The organism is Leptospira sanjuanensis (genome assembly GCF_022267325.1).
Classification (GTDB): Bacteria; Spirochaetota; Leptospiria; order Leptospirales; family Leptospiraceae; genus Leptospira; species Leptospira sanjuanensis.
In genome coordinates this window covers 3,727,438-3,748,792 of record NZ_JAIZBG010000001.1, presented here as the reverse complement: position 1 = coordinate 3,748,792, position 21,355 = coordinate 3,727,438, and the positions used below count along the sequence as shown (strand labels likewise).

At 44.5% G+C, this 21,355-nt stretch carries 19 protein-coding genes; 12 read left to right on the top strand and 7 right to left on the bottom strand.

What is annotated here, in order from left to right:
* The 4 genes from coxB (at position 1) to LFX25_RS16985 (ending at position 3,876) form a co-directional block, all read left to right on the top strand.
* Positions 1-1,002, top strand: a complete 1,002-nt coding sequence (gene coxB, locus LFX25_RS17000; protein WP_238731293.1) for a cytochrome c oxidase subunit II — start codon at positions 1-3, stop codon at positions 1,000-1,002.
* 9 nt (positions 1,003-1,011) lie between these two features.
* Positions 1,012-2,616 carry a cytochrome c oxidase subunit I gene (ctaD, locus tag LFX25_RS16995; protein ID WP_238731292.1) on the top strand — a complete coding sequence of 535 codons (1,605 nt, stop codon included), beginning with the start codon at positions 1,012-1,014 and terminating at the stop codon, positions 2,614-2,616.
* The gene (locus tag LFX25_RS16990; RefSeq protein ID WP_238731291.1) at positions 2,603-3,253 is read left to right on the top strand and encodes a cytochrome c oxidase subunit 3 family protein; all 651 of its coding nucleotides are present in this window, start codon (positions 2,603-2,605) and stop codon (positions 3,251-3,253) included. Before ctaD ends, LFX25_RS16990 begins: the two co-directional genes overlap by 14 nt.
* Before the next feature lie 314 nt (positions 3,254-3,567).
* Positions 3,568-3,876: a hypothetical protein gene (locus tag LFX25_RS16985; protein WP_238731290.1), complete on the top strand. Its 309-nt coding sequence runs from the start codon at positions 3,568-3,570 to the stop codon at positions 3,874-3,876.
* Here LFX25_RS16985 and LFX25_RS20870 read toward each other — a convergent pair.
* Positions 3,811-3,999, bottom strand: coding sequence for a hypothetical protein (locus tag LFX25_RS20870; protein ID WP_319937428.1), 189 nt, complete (start codon positions 3,997-3,999; stop codon positions 3,811-3,813). The two genes, LFX25_RS16985 and LFX25_RS20870, sit on opposite strands and share 66 nt — an antisense overlap.
* Here LFX25_RS20870 and LFX25_RS16980 point away from each other — a divergent pair.
* The 5 genes from LFX25_RS16980 (at position 3,964) to LFX25_RS16960 (ending at position 8,663) form a co-directional block, all read left to right on the top strand.
* Positions 3,964-4,647 carry a hypothetical protein gene (locus tag LFX25_RS16980; RefSeq protein WP_238731289.1) on the top strand — a complete coding sequence of 228 codons (684 nt, stop codon included), beginning with the start codon at positions 3,964-3,966 and terminating at the stop codon, positions 4,645-4,647. The genes LFX25_RS20870 and LFX25_RS16980 overlap by 36 nt on opposite strands.
* An 85-nt stretch (positions 4,648-4,732) precedes the next feature.
* On the top strand, positions 4,733-5,281 hold the full coding sequence (locus LFX25_RS16975) for a CarD family transcriptional regulator (RefSeq protein WP_010573325.1): 549 nt from the start codon (positions 4,733-4,735) through the stop codon (positions 5,279-5,281).
* A 39-nt stretch (positions 5,282-5,320) separates the two neighbouring features.
* Positions 5,321-6,355 (top strand): PIN/TRAM domain-containing protein, encoded by a 1,035-nt coding sequence (locus tag LFX25_RS16970; protein ID WP_238731288.1) that lies wholly within the window; start codon positions 5,321-5,323, stop codon positions 6,353-6,355.
* Positions 6,356-6,416: 61 nt separating this feature from the next.
* Complete coding sequence (gene pckA, locus LFX25_RS16965) at positions 6,417-8,009, top strand: phosphoenolpyruvate carboxykinase (ATP) (protein WP_238731287.1); 1,593 nt, start codon at positions 6,417-6,419, stop codon at positions 8,007-8,009.
* A 333-nt stretch (positions 8,010-8,342) separates the two neighbouring features.
* The gene (locus LFX25_RS16960) at positions 8,343-8,663 is read left to right on the top strand and encodes a phasin-related domain-containing protein (protein ID WP_118954740.1); all 321 of its coding nucleotides are present in this window, start codon (positions 8,343-8,345) and stop codon (positions 8,661-8,663) included.
* Positions 8,664-8,879: 216 nt separating this feature from the next.
* Here the strand turns inward: LFX25_RS16960 and LFX25_RS16955 are convergent, their stop codons facing one another.
* The 4 genes from LFX25_RS16955 to LFX25_RS16940 all read right to left on the bottom strand — a co-directional run bounded on the left by LFX25_RS16955 (position 8,880) and on the right by LFX25_RS16940 (position 13,214).
* Positions 8,880-9,566 (bottom strand): hypothetical protein, encoded by a 687-nt coding sequence (locus tag LFX25_RS16955; RefSeq protein ID WP_238731286.1) that lies wholly within the window; start codon positions 9,564-9,566, stop codon positions 8,880-8,882.
* 6 nt (positions 9,567-9,572) lie between these two features.
* Complete coding sequence (locus LFX25_RS16950; protein ID WP_238731285.1) at positions 9,573-11,402, bottom strand: CHAT domain-containing protein; 1,830 nt, start codon at positions 11,400-11,402, stop codon at positions 9,573-9,575.
* Positions 11,403-11,544: 142 nt separating this feature from the next.
* Complete coding sequence (locus LFX25_RS16945) at positions 11,545-12,273, bottom strand: hypothetical protein (RefSeq protein WP_238731284.1); 729 nt, start codon at positions 12,271-12,273, stop codon at positions 11,545-11,547.
* Between the two features lie 35 nt (positions 12,274-12,308).
* Positions 12,309-13,214: an RNA polymerase sigma factor gene (locus LFX25_RS16940; RefSeq protein WP_238731283.1), complete on the bottom strand. Its 906-nt coding sequence runs from the start codon at positions 13,212-13,214 to the stop codon at positions 12,309-12,311.
* Positions 13,215-13,251: 37 nt separating this feature from the next.
* Between LFX25_RS16940 and LFX25_RS16935 the strand changes: the two genes are divergently transcribed.
* A complete protein-coding gene (locus LFX25_RS16935; protein ID WP_238731282.1) occupies positions 13,252-14,151 on the top strand; it encodes a M23 family metallopeptidase in 900 nt (299 codons plus the stop codon).
* A gap of 212 nt (positions 14,152-14,363) precedes the next feature.
* Here LFX25_RS16935 and dnaE read toward each other — a convergent pair whose 3' ends face one another.
* Both dnaE and gatB read right to left on the bottom strand, forming a co-directional pair.
* Positions 14,364-17,882, bottom strand: coding sequence for a DNA polymerase III subunit alpha (dnaE, locus tag LFX25_RS16930; RefSeq protein ID WP_255717869.1), 3,519 nt, complete (start codon positions 17,880-17,882; stop codon positions 14,364-14,366).
* A gap of 257 nt (positions 17,883-18,139) precedes the next feature.
* On the bottom strand, positions 18,140-19,600 hold the full coding sequence (gene gatB, locus LFX25_RS16925; RefSeq protein ID WP_238731281.1) for an Asp-tRNA(Asn)/Glu-tRNA(Gln) amidotransferase subunit GatB: 1,461 nt from the start codon (positions 19,598-19,600) through the stop codon (positions 18,140-18,142).
* Between the two features lie 119 nt (positions 19,601-19,719).
* Here gatB and LFX25_RS16920 point away from each other — a divergent pair, with 119 nt between their 5' ends.
* On the top strand, positions 19,720-20,496 hold the full coding sequence (locus LFX25_RS16920; RefSeq protein ID WP_238731280.1) for a ParA family protein: 777 nt from the start codon (positions 19,720-19,722) through the stop codon (positions 20,494-20,496).
* Positions 20,489-21,349 (top strand): hypothetical protein, encoded by an 861-nt coding sequence (locus LFX25_RS16915; protein WP_238731279.1) that lies wholly within the window; start codon positions 20,489-20,491, stop codon positions 21,347-21,349. Before LFX25_RS16920 ends, LFX25_RS16915 begins: the two co-directional genes overlap by 8 nt.
* Positions 21,350-21,355: the final 6 nt, after the last annotated feature.

Sequence of the window (21,355 nt, the reverse complement as noted above, 5' to 3'; positions counted from 1 at the left end):
ATGACCTGGTTGAACCTCATTACGGCAACAAGTTTCATGCCGGTTCAGGCTTCCGAAGTAGCAAAGAATGTAGATAATCTCTATCTCTTTCTACTCGTATCCAGTCTGATCTCCTTTGTCATTCTCATCGGGGGAATGACTTGGTTTATTTTCAAATACAGGAGAAAGACCGACACTGATAAGACTGCCTATATTACCCACAATACTTTGGCAGAATTCCTTTGGTCCTTTATTCCCTTAGTAATCATGATCGTGATCTTCTGGTGGGGTTGGGTGATTTTTGCCGATCTCAGAAGAGTTCACGATAAAGGCGATATCGAAATCCACGTAACCGCTAGACAATGGCAATGGACTTTTAAATATCCGAACGGAGTTACCGTCGTTTCTCCTAACGCGACCGAAAAGTTGAATACCCTTTTTCAACCGAATGGGATTTACGTTCCCGTCGGAAAAACGGTTCGTCTCGTTATGACTTCTCAGGATGTTCTTCACTCTTTCTATGTTCCCGCTTTCCGGAATAAGATGGATGCGATCCCGGGACGTTATACAACTTTGACGTTCACTCCGACTGAAAAGGGAGATTTCGTAGTTTATTGTACTGAATTTTGCGGAACTTCTCACTCGAATATGCTTTCCGCGATTCGTGTCGTGGATTCGGAAACGTTCGACAAATGGTACGCCGCGGCTGGAAACGTGGATCTTTCCAAAGTTCCTCCTGCGGAACTCGGTAAAAAACTCTACGCAGAAAAAGCTTGTGCGGGCTGTCACTCGATCGACGGTTCCCGTCTGGTTGGGCCTTCTTACAAAGGTCTTTTTGGAAGCGCGAGAGAATTTGAAGCCGGTCCAGGTGCGAACGCAGATGAGAATTACATTCGTAAATCGATTCTTCAGCCGACAGCTCAAGTCGTAAAAGGTTATCCGCCTGCGATGCCTTCTTATCAGGGACAGCTTTCCGACGACGAAATCAACGCTCTGATCGAGTATATTAAAACCCTTAAATAGGAGAGGAATATGTCTACAGCAACTGCAAGTCATACTGACAACTACCTCAACCACGAAAAGGGAATCTGGTCCTGGCTCACTACGATCGATCACAAGCGGATCGGGATCATGTATTTCTTTGCGATTATGTCATTCTTCCTATTGGGAGGGATTTTCGCTCTTCTGGTTCGTCTTGAACTTTTTACTCCGGGACAAACTCTCGGTTTCGTAACTCCGGACATTTACAATAGAATGATGACTTACCACGGCGCCATCATGGTGTTCATGGTAATCGTTCCCGGAATTCCTGCAATCTTTGGAAACTTCATCCTTCCGATCCAACTCGGAGCAAAGGACGTCGCCTTCCCAAGACTGAACCTCGCAAGCTGGTATATCTTTATGTTGGGAGCGGGAACCGCTGCGTTCTCCCTTTTTACCCAAAAAGTGGATACCGGTTGGACGTTCTACACTCCCTATTCTATTTCAAATTCCGTTTCTAACGGTGTGATTATGCTGGTGATGGGGGCGTTCATTATGGGATTCTCCTCGATTCTTACGGGGCTGAACTTCATCGTAACCACTCATAAACTAAGAGCTCCCGGAATGACAATGAACCGTATTCCTTTGATGGTTTGGGCGCTTTACGCGACTTCCATCATTCAGGTTCTTGCAACTCCGGTTCTTGCGATCACTCTTCTTCTGCTCGTAGCGGAAAGAACTTTGGGCGTGGGGATTTTCGATCCTACTCTCGGCGGGGATCCGGTTCTCTTTCAGCACTTCTTCTGGTTCTATTCTCACCCAGCGGTTTACATCATGATTCTTCCTGCGATGGGTGTGATTTCGGAACTCGTGACCACTTTCTCCAGAAAGATTATCTTCGGTTACACTGCGATTGCGTATTCTTCTCTTGCGATTGCCGCGGTTTCTTTCTTGGTTTGGGGACACCACATGTTCGTTTCCGGTCAGTCCGAGTTTGCAGGGGTTTTATTCTCCTTTATCACGATGCTCGTGGGAGTTCCTACGGCGATTAAACTCTTCAACTGGATTTCGACGATGTATAAAGGATCCGTTCGTTTGGACGCTCCTATGTTGTTCGCGATCGGATTTATGTTTCTCTTTACCATCGGCGGTTTGACCGGTGTGTTCCTCGCTTCCACAGGGATGGACGTTCACTTTCATGATACGTACTTCGTGGTTGCGCACTTTCATTATGTGATGGTGGGTGGAACTTTGATGGCGGTGATGGGCGGCTTGCTCTATTGGTTTCCAAAAGTTACCGGTAAAATGACTTCCGATCTTTTAGGAAGAATTTCCTGGGTCTTTATCTTCACCGGATTTAACGTAACCTTCTTTCCGCAGTTCATTCTTGGTTCCATGGGAATGCCGAGAAGATACTACGACTACTTACCCGAATTTACGAGCCTCAACCAAATTTCCACAGTGGGATCTTGGCTGATCGGAGCGGGATTCTTGGTGGGACTTGCGGCCGTGATTCACGGATTGATCGCAGGAAAAGAAGCGGGACCGAATCCTTGGGGTGGAAAAACCCTCGAGTGGACGATTCCTTCTCCACCAACTCACGAAAACTTTGAAAAAACTCCAACAGTAACGGGGGGACCTTATGAGTACCGCTAAGCACGCGGAATTCCATCATGCTCATCACTTTGATAGTGCTGAGCATCAGTACGACGCTTCTAAACAAGGAATCTGGTTATTCCTTGTTACGGAAATTCTAATGTTCGGCGCCCTTTTCGTGGGTTACACCATTTATCATTCCTTGTATCCGGAAGTGTTCCACGCAGGAAGCCATCACTTGTCCGTTCCGATGGGAGCATTCAACACTGTGGTTCTTCTTTTCAGCTCGTTTACGATGGCGCTCGGGATTCATTACGTTCAAGTGGATAAAAAGAAAGAAGCGATCATCGCACTTGCGATAACCGTTCTTTGCGCTCTGACGTTTATGGTTGTGAAGTATTTCGAATATTCCGCGAAGATCCATCACGGACTTCTTCCTGGAAAATATTTCACGAATACGGAAATGCCGGACGTCAAAAACTTGGCGATGTTTTTCGGTTTTTACTTCGTAATGACCGGGATTCATGGATCCCACGTTTTGATCGGAGCCGGATTGATCGTTTGGGTGATGATTAAGGTGATCAAAGGAGAAGTGAATTCTTCCTACTACACACCGGTAGAAGGCGTTGGTCTTTTCTGGCACGTAGTCGACTTGATCTGGATCTATCTCTTCCCGCTTCTTTATTTGGTGGGTTAACGAGTATATCGTTCCGACTCAACGAACAATCGTCGTAGACGATTCGATTTTCAGCGAAACCCTGGGCTTTAAAACCCGGGGTTTTTTATTTTAGGAGAGCGTAATTGAAGAGAGACATAATCCCTTCATCAAGGAGGCCCCGAGAGTTCCAATTTCGATAAGCTGAATGTTTCCCAAGGGTAATTTTTTATATCTTAAAATAACGAATGAAATAAGTCTCTAATACAAAAGTAATTTCCCTATCGATCGCCTACAAACTTTCCCTAAAAAACCAAACAAGGGTCGGAACTCCGTCTGTTATCCAAATAGCTCCTATGAAAATTCGATGGATCAATGATGAAGTAAAACCGGTTCCGGGTTCGCCGAAATGGGTTCAATTCACCGCGAAATATCCGTTCTTATATTTAATACCGACGGCCGTTCTATTTACGTACGCGCAATATTGGAATCGATGGATTATCGATTGGGAGACGGGGAAGGATGAAAGTCTGTATCTCGGCAAATTGAAACTTCTCTACGACCTCTTTGGTCGAAACGGTGTCGTTGGATTTTATCTCCTAATCGGGGGCGGATTTCTTTGGGTTTTCTGGATTTTTGCCATCGCCAAAAAACCCGAAGGTTAAAATCGAAACTTCTCTTCGAATATCAAATTTTTTCGACGGAAATTGGGCATTTAATCCGATTTTAAAAATAGAATCCAGGATTCCTGAATGCAGAATATCGATTATTCCAGAAGACTCAAACAATCTTCGATCCGAACTCCGGTCCGAGAAACTTCCGATTTCGACAGAACCATCCAAACGGTTCAACACAGTAAAAAGTCGGGATCGCCGATTCAAATTTTCTCCTCCACTCGTTCGGCATTTGTTCTATTATTAGGTTCGATTTCACTTTTTACCGCGGGGCTTGTCGTAGGACTTAAGCTCGATCAAAAGGAAGAAACCTTCGCACAAAACGAACTTCAGACGTTTCGAAACGTATCTTCTCAGGAAAAAAAGAATTCGAACGGAGGTCTTCGCTCTTTGTTTTCTTCCTCGAGCGAATCGGAATCCGTTGAATCGCTGAAAAATCCGGAATCTCTTTCCAAACTCAATTCAAAAGAGAATTCTTCCGGGAACGGGCACGATTCAAAACTTCTGTATCCTCCGCAAACCGGAGAAACGAATTATCTGGTTGTAGTTCCGACCTCGGATTCTTTGCAAGCCGTCGAGCTCGGTAAAAGACTATTGATGGCCCGCAACGAATTCAAAGGAAGAATCTTCCGCTCCTCCAAAGGCGAACTGTATCTCGGTTATTTTTATTCCGAGGAAGAAGCGAAAGAGGCTATGGAAAAGGTTCAACCTCTGAATGATCCTGCATTTCATTCCGCAAAAGTTCGTTCTCTCAAACTTTAGTAGCCTTTTGGGATAATTTTGTTGACTTTCGCCAAATTTATGCTATTTTCTTAGGCAGAGTTTTAACGGAAGTTATCATACTTACTTGGCTGCCAAAAAGAAAAATTCCGAAATCGAACACAAGGTAGGCGACTACGTAGTCTATCCCATCCATGGAGTTGGGGAAATTCTCGAAATCTCCAAAAAGAACATCCTTGGTAAAAAGAAGGATTGCTACGTTCTCGAAATCCAGGGTAGTAAGATGAAGGTTATGATACCTGTTGATAAAGCAGAACAGGTTCGAATCCGCCCTATCATCGATAAAAAAGAGATCAAGAAAGTCATCGCACTCCTGAAAAAGGACGAAGTCGATACCGAAGAAGACTGGAAGATCCGCTACCAAAATAACCTCAACAAGATCAAGTCCGGATCGATTTATGAGGTCGGAGAAGTCTGCAGAAACCTATTTCGTAGAGCGAATGGAAAGGAACTTTCCATAATGGAAAGAAAGCTTTACGAAAGCGCTTATAATCTTGTGAAAATGGAAGTTGCATTGAGCAAAGGTGTTACGCAAGAAGAAGCGGGGAACCTCGTGTCCGACGTTTTAGCGAGCACTCTCTCTCCTAGTGAAAGAAAGGCCGAAGAAGAAGAGTAAAATTCCGCAAAAACTCAAATACAATTAAGGATTTGAGTTATGATTCATTTCTATAAAGTACTCACGTCTCTATTCCTATCCGGAATTACATTTGCCGTAACCCACAAGCAAGCCGGAGACCTTTATTTAGCCGGTTCTATTGCCGGAGTCGTTCTCGTAGTTTCCCTAATTCTTCTTTATGGAGAATCCAGTCTTTTCCCAAAACTCAAAGCAGACGTTCTTTTTTGTGCCGGACTCGGCGCTCTACTCGGACTTGCAATCGCTTGGTTTGTGGGAGAAGTCGTTCACTTTACCGAATTGAATGTGGCGCTTTACTTTTTGTTCGCGCTGTTCGGAGTTCTTGCGGGTATTTCCTTTGCAAAAGAACCCGGTCTCGGAATTTTCGGAGGCGGTGGAGGTCAGGGCAACGGCTTCGGAGTTGGCATTGAAAAGGAAGAAGTAAGAGACAAAATTCTGGATACTTCGGTCGTGATCGACGGAAGAATTTTGGACATCGCAGATACGCACTTCTTGGACGGCCCGCTGATTCTTCCTAACTTCGTATTGAGAGAGATCCAGCTCATTAGTGATTCTTCCGATCCGATCAAAAGAGCGAGAGGAAGAAGAGGTCTGGAGATGTTGAACAAACTTCAACGTAAAGGATCGATCGAAGTTAAAATCACGTATAAGGATTATTCCGACACCCGCGAAGTCGATGCGAAGTTGATCAAGTTAGCGAGGGATACCGGCGGTAAAATCGTAACCAACGATTTCAACTTGAATAAAGTTGCCGAACTTCAGGGAGTTAAGGTTCTAAACCTGAACACTCTTGCAAACGCACTGAAACCCGTGGTTCTTCCCGGAGAAGAACTTGGAATTCAGGTGATCAAAGAAGGAAAGGACGAGAATCAAGGAATCGGTTATCTCGAAGACGGAACGATGGTGGTGATCGAAAACGGCGGTCATCTCGTCGGAAAAGAAGTCAAGGTGACAGTAACTTCGATCATCCAGACGGCAGCCGGAAAGATGATTTTCACGAAAGCCAATCCGAACGGGGCGGGAGAGAAGGGAAATCGCCAGCCGCATTCCCCTTGAATCAGTTGACTTTCAGCTTTAGCGTAAAATAATTGAAATAGAATTCCCAAGGAGCAATCAAATGCAGGCCCAGACTCAGGTAAAAGGCTTGAAGGAACTCGGAATCGAACCTTCTGAAATTTTCCATAACCTTTCCTATGACGAAATTTATGAGCACGAGAAAAAAAACGGAGAAACCGTACTTTCCAGCAACGGAACGATGATGGTAGACACCGGAATTTTCACCGGTAGATCGCCGAAAGACAAGTATTTCGTAGATGAACCTTCCTCGAACGGAAACATTTGGTGGAGCCACATCAATTTCAAAGTATCCGAAGCGATCTTTGACGAGCTTTATAAGAAATGTGTGAACTATCTGAGTCACAAAAAACTCTACGTTTTCGACGGTTATGCGGGAGCAAATCCTGAGACAAGAGTAAGCCTGCGCGTGGTTTCCGAAAAAGCTTGGCAACACCACTTTTGCACGAACATGTTCCTTCGTCCTACTAAGGAAGAATTGGCGGGTCTCGATCCTGAATTCACGATCATCAACGCTTGCGGAATCAAAAACGAGAACTTCAAACAACACGGAATGAATTCCGAAGTGTTCGTAATCTTCCACCTCGCTAAGAAAATTTGTATCATCGGTGGAACCGAATATGGCGGAGAAATGAAAAAAGGTATTTTCTCCGTTATGAACTACAAACTTCCGTTACAGGGAATTCTTAGTATGCACTGTTCCGCGAACGTAGGTAAAGACGGGGACACCGCTCTTTTCTTCGGTCTTTCCGGAACCGGTAAAACGACGCTTTCCACCGACCCGAACCGTAAACTGATCGGAGACGACGAGCACGGTTGGGACGACAACGGAATCTTCAATATTGAAGGCGGCTGTTACGCTAAGGTGATCAACTTAGATCCGAAAACCGAGCCGGACATTTACGAAGCGATTCGTAAAGACGCTCTTCTCGAGAACGTGGTCTACGATCCTCAAACGAAAGTTGTGGATTATTCTTCCGCCGCCAAAACCGAGAACACTCGCGTATCGTATCCGATTTTCCACATCAATAACATTCAGGTTCCTTCCAAGGGTGGACATCCGAAAACCATTATCTTCTTAACGTATGATGCGTTCGGAGTTCTTCCACCGGTTTCCAAACTGAGCATCGAACAAGCGATGTATCACTTCCTTTCCGGTTATACCGCGAAAGTTGCGGGAACGGAAAGAGGAATTAAAGAACCGACCGCTACTTTCTCTGCGTGTTTCGGAGCGGCGTTCATGACTCTTCACCCGACTAAGTATGCAAAGTTGCTCGGTGAAAAAATGAAGAAGCACAACGTAAGAGCGTATCTGATGAACACCGGTCTTGTCGGTGGATCTTACGGTGTTGGAAAACGTATGAACCTTCCTTCTACTCGTAAAATCATCGACGAAATTTTGAACGGAAACATCGAGAAGTCCGAGTTCGTAACTCACCCGATCTTCCAAGTTTCTTATCCGAAGACGATTGACGGTGTCGATAGCGCTATCCTGGATCCAAGAGAAGCTTGGGCTGATAAAGCAGCTTACGACGAAACCGCTAAGAAGTTAGGGGAGATGTTCATTAAGAACTTTAAGCAATATGCGGAAGGTTCTAAAGACTTCGACTTTACCGCTTTCGGTCCTAAAGTTTAAGACTCGATTTTTACAATCGAACTTTGAAAAAAGGAGATCCATTGGATCTCCTTTTTTTGTCCTTCGAGAGTTTAGTAAAAAAGTTTTTTCCAAGCGCCGATATCTTGTGATCGTTTGTATTCATTATCGAATTATGTCTCAATATTCTCGAAATCGAGTTTCCCTAAAAAGAATTTCAGTTTCTGTTTCGGAAATTCGTAAACTCAAACCTAATCAGCGTAATTCGGAGCATACAAATTTGAGAATTCTCCCCTCGCCAATTCTCACTTGACAATTTATTGTGCGCCGCATAAAATTGGTTTATTCTCAGTGTAGAAGACAGAGGAAAAAATTATGGAAAAAGAAATCAAGGAAGCGCTTAACTTTGCGATTGGAGCTGCGAAATCTCTCCGCGAGCAAGCTGACAGCATTCTCCTGAAAGTTGAAAAAGAATTTAAGGAACTTGCATCCAAAGGAGCTCAAGATCAATCCGAGGTTGCCAACAACCTTAGAAAGTATATCGAAGACGCTCTTCACTCGGTGGAAGGTGTTGCAGGTCAAGTCAACTCGAAGGTAGAGGAAGTAAAATCTAAAGTTGGCCAAGGCGTTTCATCTGCAAAAGCGACTTTGAACGGATCTTCAAAAGCTAAAGCAGACTCTACCACTAAACAATAATCGTTTTCCTTCCTGTGTTTTCAATGCAGGAAGGATTTTGTTCCTCCTCTTTTCTCCGCGTAACGTCAAACAACACCTTTGATAAAGAAAATTCAATTTTGAAAGATTTTAAAATCTGCCTTCTTGCGCGAAATTTAAATCGTTAGAATGATAGATTTGAAATCGAAAATTTTCGAGTCTTTGGGTCGGAATTCTTCAAAATCTTGAAAGCTGCGATCAACTTTCGATCGCTTTTAACAGGTCAGGGGCCGAATTCAGATCGAGCCTTTGGATCAGTCTGTAAATAGCGGACTCTTTTTCCTCTTCCATAGGAATTTCGAAAGAAGTATTCATCATCGCGACATTGCATTCTATTTTTCTTTCGATCAATCGTTTTAATAGATCGCGTTTGGTTTGAAATAATTCTTCCGTTGAAATTCCTTTTTGAAAAAAGGTTTCTTCGATTAGATCCAAGGTTTTGTAATCGGATGCGATCGCCGAGTAAGTGAACGAATCCAACTCCATTTCGCTTAAAAAGGATTCCCAGAGTTTGGAACTTTTGCGTTCCATGTTTCGGCACTCGTAACCTTGACAGATGGAAGAGCCGTAAAAGGAATAATTTTGACTCAGAGGATCTCCGCTGAAAACCGGATGAATCATACATCCGATTTTTTTTCCGAATGCACCGAGGAACGGGCAGTTATACGTGAGTTCGTCCTTTCTTCGGATCGATTCTTCTTTTTTTTCCCGGACCTTTCTGTAATCGGCCATGGTCCACGGTTTTTTGAAGTCGACCGCGGCTTTGAATTCTTCGGTTCTTTCGAGAATCAACGTTCGAATTTCGTCCGGACTTAAATCCAGGTTGAAAATTCCGCAACAGGAACCGCATGAAAAGTTACCCCGATCGGGTTGGCAAAGACTCACAAAATATTAAAGATTTTGAATGGAGTTTTTTTCCGATTTAAAGCCCGGAAAACTAAGTTCTAAATCCTTCGTTTCGGGATTTTCGATTACGCTGCAGAGCATCGGTACAATCGTCATTCGGTTTTCGTTGAACACGATCACTTTGCCGCGGAATTTTTCGATCTGTTCTCCGATGTAATCCTGTTTGACGACGGGCGCTACAACGAGAGAAGTTTCCGGTTTGATGCCCCGAAAAAAGAGATGATTATTCGAATTGGTGGAAACGAGAAAGATACTCGTTTTTTCCAATTCTTCCAATTCCATCAAAAGATTTTCGTAATAATACTGAAAGGAGATCAGATAACCGTCAGCCGAATCGCGGAGAATCTGTCCTCTTCTGTAAAGGTCGATCCATTGAATCATTTTTTGAATCGTATCCTTGTTCACCTGCAACACTTCCTGAATATTGCTGATCAACGGGCTGATCTCCAATTTTCGAAAGTCGGCGAGACACTGGTAGATAAGCTCCCACCACTTTTTGACTTCCACCGCGTCGTCCGGATTGTTCGGAATGTATTTTCCCAAAGAATGATGTTGGTGATCGCTGAAAATGATTCCGCCCACGATCTTGGAAAATTCTTCGAATGAAAAAATCAGGGACTGAATCAGTTCGAACGATGTTTCCCTTTCTTCCTTTTGTTTTTGGATAAAGTTCGAATAGGAAGAGGCGATGTTCGAAGGATAGAATTTGTTGATCAGAGACGGGTTGATGATCTTTTGAATCGGTTTTCCTTTGGTCGGGTCCATCATCACTTGTTGATTTGGAATTCCGTGCAGGGAATAATTTGTCCAAGTCAAGTCGTTCGTATCGAAAATTCTTCTGGCGTATTCTTTTGCCAAGAAGAGAGATTCCCCGATGCTTCGATCGCTGAATAGATACGTATAAAACTGAATCGTGAAATCGATCGTGTTCTGATTGTCGATGATTTCCCAGTTGGTTCCGATGAAACTTTTGATCCCGGACATCAAGAACGCTCCGGCGAAATTGTTCATCAAATCCGAGTTAAGAGTTCTGGACGCGTTCGAGTTGGACTGACATGAATTGGAAAACACCAAATCGGTGTTAAAGCCTGAGTTTTTGATTTCTCTCGCTTTGAGAATTTTGCCTTCCGAAATCAGCCATCCGTTTTCCAGAGGATCGTCGGAAAAGTAAAGATGTCCGGAGTAGTGAATGATATTCTTTCCCTTAATCAAGGAAAGAAGTTTCAGCTTTGTTACTTGCTTTCCTCCGATGAACTCGATTTCCAAGCGGGACGGAGAAACTTTCTCGCTCAATACTTTGAAAAGCTGTTCCCCTTCTTTTTGGGCCCATTCCAAATCCTCCGTCGGATCGGCGATGATGAGCATTCTCAATTTTTCTTTTTCTTTAAAGGTACTTTGACTGGATTCTCCACGGACGGTTTTTCCGATAAAAAATTTATCCGACAAAAAGCACGTTCCGTCGTGTAGTAGTTCCCACGGAATCACTCCGAGTTTCGGATCCATGTTTAAATGGAGATATTTCTCCGTGGTAAGTCTGAGTTTCTCCTGAATCGGAGCGGGAAAAAATTGATCGTAAAACGTTTCACCGAGGATTTTCAGCTCGTGAAGAATTTCTGTCTCAAGGGTTTTGTGGCTCATTCCTTTGGAATTGACCGCATTGGAAACACGAACCAAATTTTCGATTTCTTTAATATACTCTAGAATGAGGTCTTCGTCGATTGTCGACTGTAGATGGGATTCCGATCCGCTTCCGGACGTATCTAGGATATTGAATACGTTTACGGTTCCGACTCTATCGATAATCAGGTTCAGCATGGTTCAAAATCCAGGATCAGATTATAACACTGGATTGTTTTTTCCAGAATTCTTTTTATAAGGAAAAATAAAAACGAAAATCCCTTACTGCGTTTTGGAATTCACGCAGCAATCGAAATTTATTTCCTAGGATTTTTCCGGTTTAGGCTTCTAAAAGAATGAAAAGATCCAAAGACTTGGAGTTCTCTTTTCCTTGAAACTCGACTGTGTATTTTCCCTCTCTCAACCCGGAGAAATTCGCGATTCCTTCGTTGTTAAACTGGTTGGAAAGAATGAATCGCGTATCCTTGTACAGATTGACTCTTTGAAAAGAATCCGCGTCCGGAGATTCGATCTTAACGCTTAAGAATGCAGTTTCGGGAGTTTCCTGAACGAGTTGATACGTAAATTTAGAGTTATCGAGAACCTTTTCCTCAAAAACGACAAACTCGGACGGATCTTTTGTCAAAGCCGAACGCATGGAAGGCGCGTAGTCGACTCTTGTGTTAATTTGAAGAGATTCTACAAGACTTTCAAAGATACGGGCGCCGGACTTCCCCAGTTTTACGACAATGGATTCCTTGGTAGGAGCCTTTCTCGCAAGTTCAAGAGTGACATAACGTTTTAAATACTCGGGCACTTCTTTCGAAAGATAGCCTGATAGATCGGCCTTTTGCAGATCGATGGCTTCTTGAAGTTCGGAAAATTTTCCGTTTTGAGAAGCTTCTTTTAAATACGACAAGGTCGCCGCGCTAATACCGGCTTGGATCGACTCTTCCAGTTGGATGAGCTGGTTCTGCAGATTTGTATCTTTATCTGCATTCGCTTCTTCTCCATTCAATAATGAGAGCAGAAGCTCGTTTTTTTGGTTCAATTCAGATCCCGAATCCATTTTGGTTCTCCAATAGCATAAAAAGACGGAATTTTTTAAAAATCCAAATCACTAAAATCTAGCTTTTTCTGAATTTTTTCAATTAAACGTAGAAGCGTCACACTTACGTTTCCTTCCGAAATCCCGATCAGGTCTGCGACTTCGCGGTAAGGGGTTCGTGCGAGAAAATGACCTTTCTTCTTCTTTTCCAAGAGCTTCTTGCGTTGTTCGTATTTTTTCTTTAAAGCATGAGACGTTTTATCCACTTCCATCGGGAGAATCGGTGCGATTTTCGCGGTGTTCTGTTGTTTTTCTTTTAAGTCGAGAATGTTCAAATAAAGAGACGTAATTTTGTCTTCCATTCTTATATTCTCTTCTTCCCGATTGGAAAGTTCCGACCGCAACTGAAGAATTTTTTCTTTCAGCGCATCCGTGGATAATCCCGTTTTTTCCAAAAGATATTGAACTTCGTCTTCGTTTAAGTTGAGATAATAAATATAAGAGAGTTTGAAAATAACCCGTTTATCGACTCCGATTTCCTGCAAGGCTTGGTTGAATCGATCGGAAAGTTCGGTCGCTTCTTCCTGCATTTCAGGTCGGTTGTCGGGTTCGTCCTCGATGGTGGCGTATTCTTTCCCTTCTTTGCTGATCTTCCCTAAATTGGTGACCTTGAGTTCGCGTTTGGTTCTTTGCCAATCGATCAGCATGTTTCTGAGGACCGAATAAAACCACGTTCTGAAACTGGATTTTCCCTTAAAGCTGCCGAAACGGGAACCGGTTTTCAGCCTTTCGAACGCATAGATAAAAAAATCACCCGCGTCGTCTTCGCTCAGATGAAAGATCTTCATCGGGAAATTGTAGATGTCTTCCGAATAGATTTCGAAGAATTGTTTAAGAGCTTCTTCTTCTCCGTCTCCACAGCGAGAAACCAGATCCAGGGTTTTATCTTTTGACAAATTCATTTTGTATGAGTTACTTGCACTAGGGTTTGGGTCCTGAATGAAAAGATTTCTCTTAATCGCCGTCTGGACCGCGTTCCATCTGAGCATGGAAGCGGAAAATAATAAAGTAATAAATTATCTTGTCCCCGTCAAAACCGATCAGCTGGAAAACAAAATCACCTCGACTTTCGGGGAATCCAGAGGGGATCACTTTCATAACGGAATGGATATTTCTTCCATGAACGAATCCGTCCTTGCGATGGCCGACGGAAAAGTTTTATACAGTCGTTATGCGGAAGACCATCCTTTTGAAGACGAACTCGGAACCGGAAACTCGGTTTGGCTGGACCACGGTTCCGGAAATTTTACGGCCTATTACCATTTGAAAGACGGCCGAATTTCGAAGCTGTTAAAACCGGATCTGATCAAGGCGGGCGAGAAAATCGGTGTTACGGGAAACTCCGGTCACTCAAGCGGAGCGCACCTCCACTTTGTTGTACTTCGTAAATACGGTTTGGAAATTCTGGACCCTCTTAAATTTCTTTCTCCGATTCCCGATAGCTCCGTTCCGGAGATCTCCAGCCTTCTCGTGCACGTAAACGGAAAGTTTACGAACATCAACGACGGGGACAATATCAATCTTTCCAAAGAATTCCCGTTTACGGTTTCGATCGTAGACGCGGGCGAGAAAAAATCCCAAAGAAGGGGAATTACCAAGGTTCAATATTTTTTAAACGGAGAAGCGCTCCGCTCCGCGGACTTCGGCGCTTTGCAGTATTCTTCCTCCGAATGGAAGAATCCGAACGGATATTCGTTTACGAGTTTATATCACAAAGACCAATATTTGATCGGAAATCTGAATCTGAAATCCGGTGAAAATACGATCAAGGTTGTGGCTTGGGATTTTCGAGGAAATATGAACGAAAGAAGTTTCACCTTCTACGTTAGTCGTCTTTGAGAAAGAGTTTTTGATTTAAGCCGCGGCAAGGTCCGCTGGACCGCATGGCGGATTTAACGAAGCGATTTTTGAAACGATAAGATTGTTTTATCGAAGAAGGTCGCAGACAAGCCCGATTCTAAAATTTTTTACTGATTCGATCGGTTTCGGAAAATTACGGAAACTAACTCTAAAAACGGGGACGAAGAATTACGTTTTCGTAATGAATCGGATTAACCGACGTTGCCTGCGACTTGGTTTCGGTTGATCGGCTTGATCTGTTCTCCGACCGAATAAAAAACCGTACTATCGCCCAATAGATCCGCCAATCGGAGAAAGAGTTCGCTGATCGGTTGAATCGAATACGCGTCGTGCGCTCGAATTACGCTCTTTTCCTCCTGGTTTTCCACGATGTGAAAGTAAACGGAGGATTCTCCTTTATAACAAGCGAGGAGAGCGTATAGTTTAGGAATGAGTTCCGGATCTTCCGTATGTCTTTCTTCCAAACGAAGGTGAAGCGATTTTTCGAGTTTGTCTTCGATCGTCGAGTCGTCCAAGATCTCGATGCTGTTCACCTTGATCTGCCCGCGGAGTTCTGCATCTCCGACTTCGATCTTATCCAAATCCCCTTTGATGAAGATCGCTTGATCTTCCTTTATGAATTCCTTATATTTCTGATAGGTTTTTGCGAAGGCGACACATTCGATCTCGCCGGTCCGATCTTCTAATTTGAAATTGGCGAATTCTTCGTTGCGTTTGCTCAGCTTGATGTTTTTGGATGCGATCACTCCCGCGACTTCCACTTTGGTTCCCGACTTGAGATCGTCGAACTTTTCGATCGGAATGGTTTTGAGGCTCTTGAGTTGTTTCTCGTATTTATCGAGAGGGTGACCGGATAAGTAAAGTCCTGCCACGGTTTTTTCCCGTTTGAGCTTTTCGTCGATTTCCCATTCGAGCGCGTCCTTCGGTAGATTGAGCGTGAAAGAACTTTCCGCGCCGCCGAACAAAGAGAACTGGCCTTCGTTGGCTCTTTCCTGCTCTTTTTGCGCAAAAGTAAGAATCGAGTCCACCGATTCAAAAAGACATTTCCGAGTATAACCGAAAGAATCCAAGGCGCCCGCTTGAATCAACGCTTCGAAAACTTTTTTATTGATCAATCTCGTATCGATGTTTAATGCGAAGTCCTGCAAGGTCTTAAAATTTCCGATCTTCGTTCTTGCGTGAATGATGCTGTTGGCGGCGGTTTCTCCCACGCCCTTCATCGCGGATAAACCGAAACGAATCGTTGTATCGTCAATCACACTGAAAGAAGCTTGCGACTCGGAAACATCCGGGTTGAGGATTCGAATTCCCATCTCCCGAGCGTTGTTGATGTATTTTACGATATCGGTCGTCTTGCCGTGATCCGATGCGAGAAGTGCGGTCAAATATTCGATCGTATAATTCGCTTTGAGATATGCGGTTTGATACGTGATGATTGCATACGCGACGGAGTGGGACTTATTGAATCCGTAACCACCGAAACGTTCCAATTGTTCGAAGAGATCCTTGGCGACTTTTTCCTGATTCCCTAATTTAACCGCGCCTTCCACGAACTGGATTTTGAGCTTTTCCATCAGGTCGGCTTTCTTCTTCGCCATCGCTTTTCGCAACATGTCCGAATCACCTACCGAGAATCCTCCGACCACGCGCGAGATACTCATCACCTGTTCCTGATAGACGGGGACTCCGAACGTTTCTTTCAGAATCGGTTCGCAGGAAGGAAGAGGATAGGTGACTTGTTTTTTGCCGGACTTACGATCCAAATATTCGTCCAACATTCCTTCACCCATCGGACCGGGACGATACAACGCGATCAGGGCCACGATCTCGTCAAAATTGCTTACCTGACTTTTAGCGACCAGATCCGTGATACCGGTGGATTCTAACTGGAAGATACCGAGTGTATTCGCTTTTCTTAATAATGCGTACGTGTTCGCGTCTTCGTACGAAATCTCGTCGAGGTTGATCCGAATTCCTCTTCTTTGTTCGATGAGTTTGATTGCGTAATCCAAGGTCGTTAAGTTTTTCAGACCCAAGATATCCATCTTGATCAAGCCGATGCTTTCTAGGTTGTTCTTATCGTATTGAGTTACGATAGAACGGAAACCGGGCCTTTCTTTTTCCGCGACCGTGGAAAGAGGAACGACTTCTTCCAGCGGATACGGAGAAATCACAACGCCTGCGGCGTGTCTTCCCGGCTGACGATAGTTTCCTTCGAGTCTTTGCGCGATCGCAAAAATCTTATGATTGATATCGTCTTTTTCGGAAAAGTTTTTCAGCTCCGAAGAGGTGTTTAAGGCTTCGGCGATGGACATTCCGAGTTTGTTCGGAAACGCCTTTGTCATTTCGTTCGCTTCTCCGAACGGAAGATTCAGCACGCGAGCGACGTCTTTCAGCGCGGCCTTTGCGGCCAGAGAATTGAACGTGATGATCTGTCCGACCCTTTCTTCGCCGTATCTTCTACGGATGTAATTGATGACTTCTTCCCGTCTTTCCACGCAGAAATCGGTATCGATATCGGGCATGTCCTTACGATCGGGGTTTAAGAATCTTTCAAAGAGAAGATTGTGTTGGAGCGGTTCCACGTTCGTGATTCCGAGCGCGTAGGCTACGATCGAGCCCGCGGCGGAACCTCTTCCCGGTCCGACCGGAATTCCGTTTCTCTTTGCGTAGTTGATATAATCCTGAACGATTAAAAAGTAACCGGCGAACTTCATGTTTTTGATCGTGTTGAGTTCGAAAACGACCCGATCTTTTATCTCCGGAGTAAGACTCGGATACTTGCGTTCGATTCCTTCCCAGATCAATTTTTCCAAATACGAGTCCGCGTCGTATCCGTCCGGAACTTCGAATTCGGGGAGAAGATAATTTCCGAACTGAAGTTTTAAATTTACTTTATTACTGATTTCTAATGTGTTATTGAGCGCTTCCGGGATTTCGGGGAATAGCCTCGCCATCTCGTCCCTATTCTTGACGTAGAATTCTCCGTTGAAGCCGAATTCCATCGGGTCGGTGATGCGTTTCTGCATTCCGATTCGGAGCAGAATGTCCTGCGCTTCTTGGTCGTTCTTTTTTAAAAAGTGCGAGTCGTTCGTAACGACGAGCGGAATTCCGGTTCTTTTTCCGAAGTCGTAGATTTGTTTTGCTACGGTCATCTGCTCGGGAATTCCATGGTTTTGGATTTCCATGTAGAAATCCTCTTTGCGGAAAATTTCGTTCAGTTTTCCCGCGAGTTGGAACGACTCGTCGATTTTTCCTTCGAGAATTTTCCGGTTCACTTCTCCCGCTAGACAAGCCGTTAAACAGACAAGGCCGTCGCTGTGTCTGTCGAGCAGATCGTAGTCGATTCTCGCCTTTTTATAAAAACCTTCGGTGTAGGATTTGCTGGAAAGACGTATTAGATTTTTGTAACCTTCTTCGTTTTTTGCGAGAAGGATGAGATGATACGCGTTTCCGTCCGCGATCTTTACCATCTCCGTTTCCTGTTTGCGGTTCGGAGAAACGTAGAATTCGCTGCCGATAATCGGCTTGATTCCCTGTTTCATCGCCTCGTTGTAAAACTCGACCGCTCCGAACATGTTTCCGTGGTCGGTCATTGCGACCGAAGACATGCCGCATTCCTTGACGTGCTGCATCAATTCTTTGATTCGAATCGCGCCGTCGAGCATGGAGTAGTTTGTGTGCAGATGTAGGTGGGCGAAATCCTGCATTGTAAGGGACATAATAGAATTTCGACTCGTCTCCAGTCAAGAGTCTAATCGATCAAAATCTATAAGTTAGACCAAAATCCGAAACGTTTCAGAGGATAGAATTTTTGAAAACGTCTCGGAAAATAGAAGCGCGTATTTTAGGAAAAATAACTCCGGTCGGAAGCAGTAAATCAAAAGCCGTGCTTTGGCACGGCTTTTGATTTTAATTTCTAAGGATAAACTCCTCGGAAAAGAAACGGAATCTTTTTGATGTCGGTTTAACCTTTCGGAGGAAGAGGTCCGAGTTTATCAAGAAGCATTTGGTTGACCAATTCGGGATCGGCCTTGCCTTTGGAAACCTTCATCACGTAGCCGACGATGGCGCCTAACGCACGATCTTTTCCGCTTTTGTATTTTGTGACCGCGTCCTGATTGTTTGCGATCGCTTCGTCTACGATTCTTTCTATTTCCTTATCGTCCCGAACTACGATCAGATTTTTTTCGGTGACGATCGTTTCCGCGTCTTTGTTCGAGGTAAGAAGTTCTTCGAAAACTGTTTTCGCGATTTTACCGGAAATTTTTCCGTCAGCGATCAATTTAACGAGTCCGCCGATGCGTTCCGCAGAAACAGAAAATTCTGATATTGTAATGCTTTCTTTGTTTACGATTCCGAGAACTTCGTCTTTGACCCAGTTGGATGTTTTTTTTGCATCTCCGGAAACTTTCAAGGCGTCCTCGAAGTAGTCCGCGATTTCCCGTTCCGCGGTTAAAACTTCGGCGTCGTATTTCGGAAGCCCGAGCTTTTCCACAAAACGATTCTTTCTTTCGTTCGGAAGTTCGGGCAATCTTTCGCGAACCGCTTCCACGGTTTCCTTTTGAAGAATGATTACCGGAAGATCCGGATCGGGAAAGTAACGATAGTCGTGACTCATCTCTTTCGTTCTCATCGTCACAGTTTTGTTCGCGACTGAGTCCCAGAGTTTTGTCTGCTGTTGAAAGGTTTTACCTTCCAGCGTCATTTCGGTTTGCCATTCGACTTCGTAGTCGATCGCGGCTTTTACCGCTTTGAAAGAATTGAGGTTTTTGATCTCCACTCTCGTTCCGTATTTATCCGAACCTTTGGGACGGATCGAAACGTTCGCGTCGCAACGAAGAGAACCTTCCTCCATATTGCAATCGGAAACGCGGATGTATTTCAGAACGGCTTTTAGAGAATTGAGGTAATAATACGCTTCGTCCGAAGAACGCATGTCCGGTTCCGAAACGATTTCGATCAAAGGAGTTCCCGCTCTGTTTAAATCGACATAGGATTGGGGAACGTTCGGATCGGCGGAGTGAATCAGCTTTCCCGCGTCTTCTTCCATATGAATTCGAGTCAGACGAACGAAGCGGGGAGATTCTTCCCCTTTGATCGTAAACGTGACCCCGCCTCCCGTGCAGATCGGTTTGTCGAACTGGGAGATTTGATACCCTTTCGGAAGATCGGGATAAAAATAATTCTTACGATCGAATTTCGTAAAGAGTGTGATGTCGCATCCGAACGCGAGTCCGGCCATGATCGCTTTTTCCAGCGCCGATTCGTTCAACACGGGAAGCGCGCCCGGTAAGCCTAAACAAACGGGATTGGTCTGAGAGTTCGGAGGAGCGCCGAACTTGGTCGCGCTTGTAGAGAATATTTTCGATTCCGTGTTGAGCTGCGCGTGAACTTCCAGCCCGATGATCGTTTCAAATTCTGCCAACTGTATCTCCTTTTCCGGATTGTCATCCAAAACCGATTGAGGATTCTATCCCTAATCCTTGGAGAACGATCTCTAAATGTAGTCTCGGGAAAGCGGAATCTACGGGCAACGGATTTTTTATGAAACAGATCCTCTGTATAGCAAACCAGAAAGGCGGAGTCGGCAAAACGACGACCGCGGTTCATCTCGCTTTCGGCCTCGCGCTCAAGGGAGAACGAGTCGTTCTTTTGGATCTGGATGCACAGGGAAACGCCACTTCCGTTTTTATCGAAGGGGATTCCCTCGCTTCCAATGCAGACGATGGAAGAGAAAAAAGTCTGTATCGAATTTTTAGAGACGGCGGAAATCCGAACGACGTTTTGATGCCGACTCGGATCGACGGACTCAAGATCGGTCCTTCTCATTCTTCTCTTGCCGAAGTGGACGTGATGCTTTCCGGAAAGATCGACGGATTTTTTCACCTTAGGGATTCGTTGGAAACGATCAAAGACGAATTCGATTATGCGATCATCGATTGTCCTCCGAGTCTTTCCATGATAACACTCAACGCGTTTGTCGCTTCCACCGGCTTACTTGTTCCGTTACAGGTTTCGAAGTTTTCCTTGGACGGAATCGAAGCGATCTTGGAAGCACATAAGAATACCGTAAAACGATTCAATCCTTCCTTAAAAGTGTTGGGTGCGTTGTTGACGATGTTCAATCCGAGAACGACACTTTCCCAAACTCTCGAACCGATGATCGAACCTTACTTGAAATTATTTTCCTCAAGAATTCCTCCTTCGGTCAGCGTGGAAGAGGCGCATATGTTAAAGCAGACTCTTTTCGAATATCAACCGAAGGGAAAGGCGACCAAATCCTATCAAGGTTTTGTGGAAGAGGTTTTGGCCCTTGCCTAAAAAGGATTTATTAAAACAAGCAGCGGGCGCGCACGTTCGCAAAACCTTAGGCGGAGAATCTGCAAGCGAATCCCCGAATCCTTCGACTTCTTCCGAATCGACGCTGAAGAATTCTCCCGTTGCCGAATCGCAAATGCCGCAAACGGAAAGTCCGCGATCCGTTCCGGAAGAAGCGGCTTCCGAAAAAGAATTCGTTTATTCCGGAAGCGAAACTTCTCACGTCGAGCAAACTCAAAACCGATCTTATAACAAAGAATCCGATTCCTCCGAAACGAAAACGGACGAATCTTTCGCAGCGGCCGATCCACGGGAGAATTCTCCCGTTCGGAATTTATCCTCTTCCGAGGCAAGAGAGGAAAAACATTTGCCCAAAAAGAACCACCTCCACAGGATAAGCAGTGTCATGAGATTGGAAGACTATACAAGACCGGAATCCTCCGAAAGAGAAGGTTCCTCGCGATTTTTAAAGATTGCCGGGGTGATTCTTCTGGCGCTCGCCGTTTGGTTTTTCTGGCCCGCGAAACACGAAATCTATATGGACATCGATAAGATGACTCCCGAAAAAGTTTCCGGAATGAGTTCTCAAAAAGAATATCATTTCTCTCATGGACAAGACTTCTTCATCTATTATAAAAAAGGCTGGTCCACTCCGAAACGAGTTCGTTTAACAATTTATCGCACAGACGGCGGAAAGGAAGAATTCTCCGTTCAAGAAAAGGACTTCCGTAAGAGTTTTGAAAAATTTCAGACCTACTACGACGATACGTTTTTCGATCAGCAGGGATCTTACGAAGTTGAGATTCGGGACGAAGACGGAGAATTGCTCGTAAATAAGAAGTTTACCATCGACTAAATTTTG

What these genes read in the sequence shown, in the direction of transcription:
- LFX25_RS16940 (WP_238731283.1), bottom strand. Translation starts at nt 13,214, where the DNA reads ATGAATTTGTCAAAAGATAAAACCCTGGATCTGGTTTCTCGCTGTGGA.
- dnaE (WP_255717869.1), bottom strand. Translation starts at nt 17,882, where the DNA reads ATGCAGGATTTCGCCCACCTACATCTGCACACAAACTACTCCATGCTC.
- LFX25_RS16960 (WP_118954740.1), top strand. Translation starts at nt 8,343, where the DNA reads ATGGAAAAAGAAATCAAGGAAGCGCTTAACTTTGCGATTGGAGCTGCG.
- LFX25_RS16935 (WP_238731282.1), top strand. Translation starts at nt 13,252, where the DNA reads ATGAAAAGATTTCTCTTAATCGCCGTCTGGACCGCGTTCCATCTGAGC.
- LFX25_RS16990 (WP_238731291.1), top strand. Translation starts at nt 2,603, where the DNA reads ATGAGTACCGCTAAGCACGCGGAATTCCATCATGCTCATCACTTTGAT.
- coxB (WP_238731293.1), top strand. Translation starts at nt 1, where the DNA reads ATGACCTGGTTGAACCTCATTACGGCAACAAGTTTCATGCCGGTTCAG.
- LFX25_RS16970 (WP_238731288.1), top strand. Translation starts at nt 5,321, where the DNA reads ATGATTCATTTCTATAAAGTACTCACGTCTCTATTCCTATCCGGAATT.
- ctaD (WP_238731292.1), top strand. Translation starts at nt 1,012, where the DNA reads ATGTCTACAGCAACTGCAAGTCATACTGACAACTACCTCAACCACGAA.
- LFX25_RS16920 (WP_238731280.1), top strand. Translation starts at nt 19,720, where the DNA reads ATGAAACAGATCCTCTGTATAGCAAACCAGAAAGGCGGAGTCGGCAAA.
- LFX25_RS16945 (WP_238731284.1), bottom strand. Translation starts at nt 12,273, where the DNA reads ATGGATTCGGGATCTGAATTGAACCAAAAAAACGAGCTTCTGCTCTCA.
- LFX25_RS16950 (WP_238731285.1), bottom strand. Translation starts at nt 11,402, where the DNA reads ATGCTGAACCTGATTATCGATAGAGTCGGAACCGTAAACGTATTCAAT.
- pckA (WP_238731287.1), top strand. Translation starts at nt 6,417, where the DNA reads ATGCAGGCCCAGACTCAGGTAAAAGGCTTGAAGGAACTCGGAATCGAA.
- LFX25_RS16980 (WP_238731289.1), top strand. Translation starts at nt 3,964, where the DNA reads ATGCAGAATATCGATTATTCCAGAAGACTCAAACAATCTTCGATCCGA.
- LFX25_RS16985 (WP_238731290.1), top strand. Translation starts at nt 3,568, where the DNA reads ATGAAAATTCGATGGATCAATGATGAAGTAAAACCGGTTCCGGGTTCG.